The sequence below is a fragment of the Mucilaginibacter sp. P4_E8 genome, assembly GCF_056401495.1.
This window is the reverse complement of the sequence record NZ_JBFUJG010000390.1, coordinates 1-1,295: the sequence shown is the minus strand read 5'-3', so window position 1 is coordinate 1,295 and position 1,295 is coordinate 1. Positions and strand designations below refer to the sequence as shown.

Sequence of the window (1,295 nt, the reverse complement as noted above, 5' to 3'; positions counted from 1 at the left end):
ATCTAAAACGGGGCTTGGTGCTACGTATAATGAAATCATCGCGCCCAGACATAGCATTATAGTGCTGCCTCATATAGCAATTATAAAAAGCAAACAAGAACATCATAAAGTCTTGCATGACACYTTCGCTGTGTATGGAGAGATAACGACAATCCAAATCCTGCATTATCTAACGGATTATGGAGGAACAAAAAAGTTTCTGACAACTCCACAAGGCGTAAAGAAAATTGTTGCTGCGCTGAATATGACCCAGGCTATTTATAAAAAGACTTTCTTCTTATTAGTTGACGAATGTCATAAACTCATTCAGGATGCACTTTATAGAAAGGACATGATTGAATTGATGGAAATTTTCTTTGAGTTCGACAACAAGGCCATGGTATCAGCGACTCCAATTCCGCCAAGTGATCCAAGATTTGCAATCCAAGGATTCAAACATATCAAGCTTTATCCTGATTATAATAATAAGAAAAAAGTGAAGTTAATCCATGCCGATAGTATAGTGAACGGGTTGAAAGAACAAGTGGCAGCTCACCCAAGTGATTGCTATTGTATTTTCTTTAACTCAATAAATGGGATTAGTAGTTTGATCGATCAACTGAAACTACAAGGTAACTACAATATATATTGCTCTGAAGAAAGCCGGTTATTACTTCATTTAAACAATGAACGCAATGCCCAAAGTACCTTGTCTCACTTTAAAGAATATAATTTCTTTACAAGTAGTTTTTTCAATGGTCTTGATATTATTATTAAACAGCCAGTAACGGTAATTATTTTAAGTGATCACTCTTATCAAAGCCATACAATTATTGACCCATTTACAGACACATTACAAATTCTTGGACGATTTCGGAACGAAGGGCAGTCAGTAATTCATATAAATAACGCCAGCAAATATCCAAGTCCTTTATCTGAAGCTGATGCACTTAAACAGATCAGCCAATCCAAAGTTGTTTATGAAGCTTTCGATGGTTTAAAAAGAGCCAATGTAAATGCGGAACTAAATAATTATTTCGTTCAAGCGCTGCAAACTGTCAAACCATACCATAATTTATTGGATATAAACGGAAATTTCTCATTTTTTTTGAAAGACAATTACCTTGACGACAATAGGGTTATACAATACTATCAAAATCCATCTTTATTGAAGTCAGCATATATTGCTACAGGTTTATATAATCTTGAAGAAGAAAGGGGCATATATGAAAAATCAACAATAGAACGGCTTAAAACTGAAAGTCTCAGAAGCTCAAACAAAATGAATAAATATATGGCCTCGGTACTGTTACAAC

The 1,295-nt window shown here is 34.6% G+C and carries 1 protein-coding gene; it reads left to right on the top strand.

Annotation, left to right across the window (positions count from 1 at the left end; translation table 11 throughout):
• On the top strand, positions 1-1,295 hold a 1,295-nt coding region (locus AC1DRQ_RS31645; protein WP_477430135.1), incomplete at both ends, for a hypothetical protein.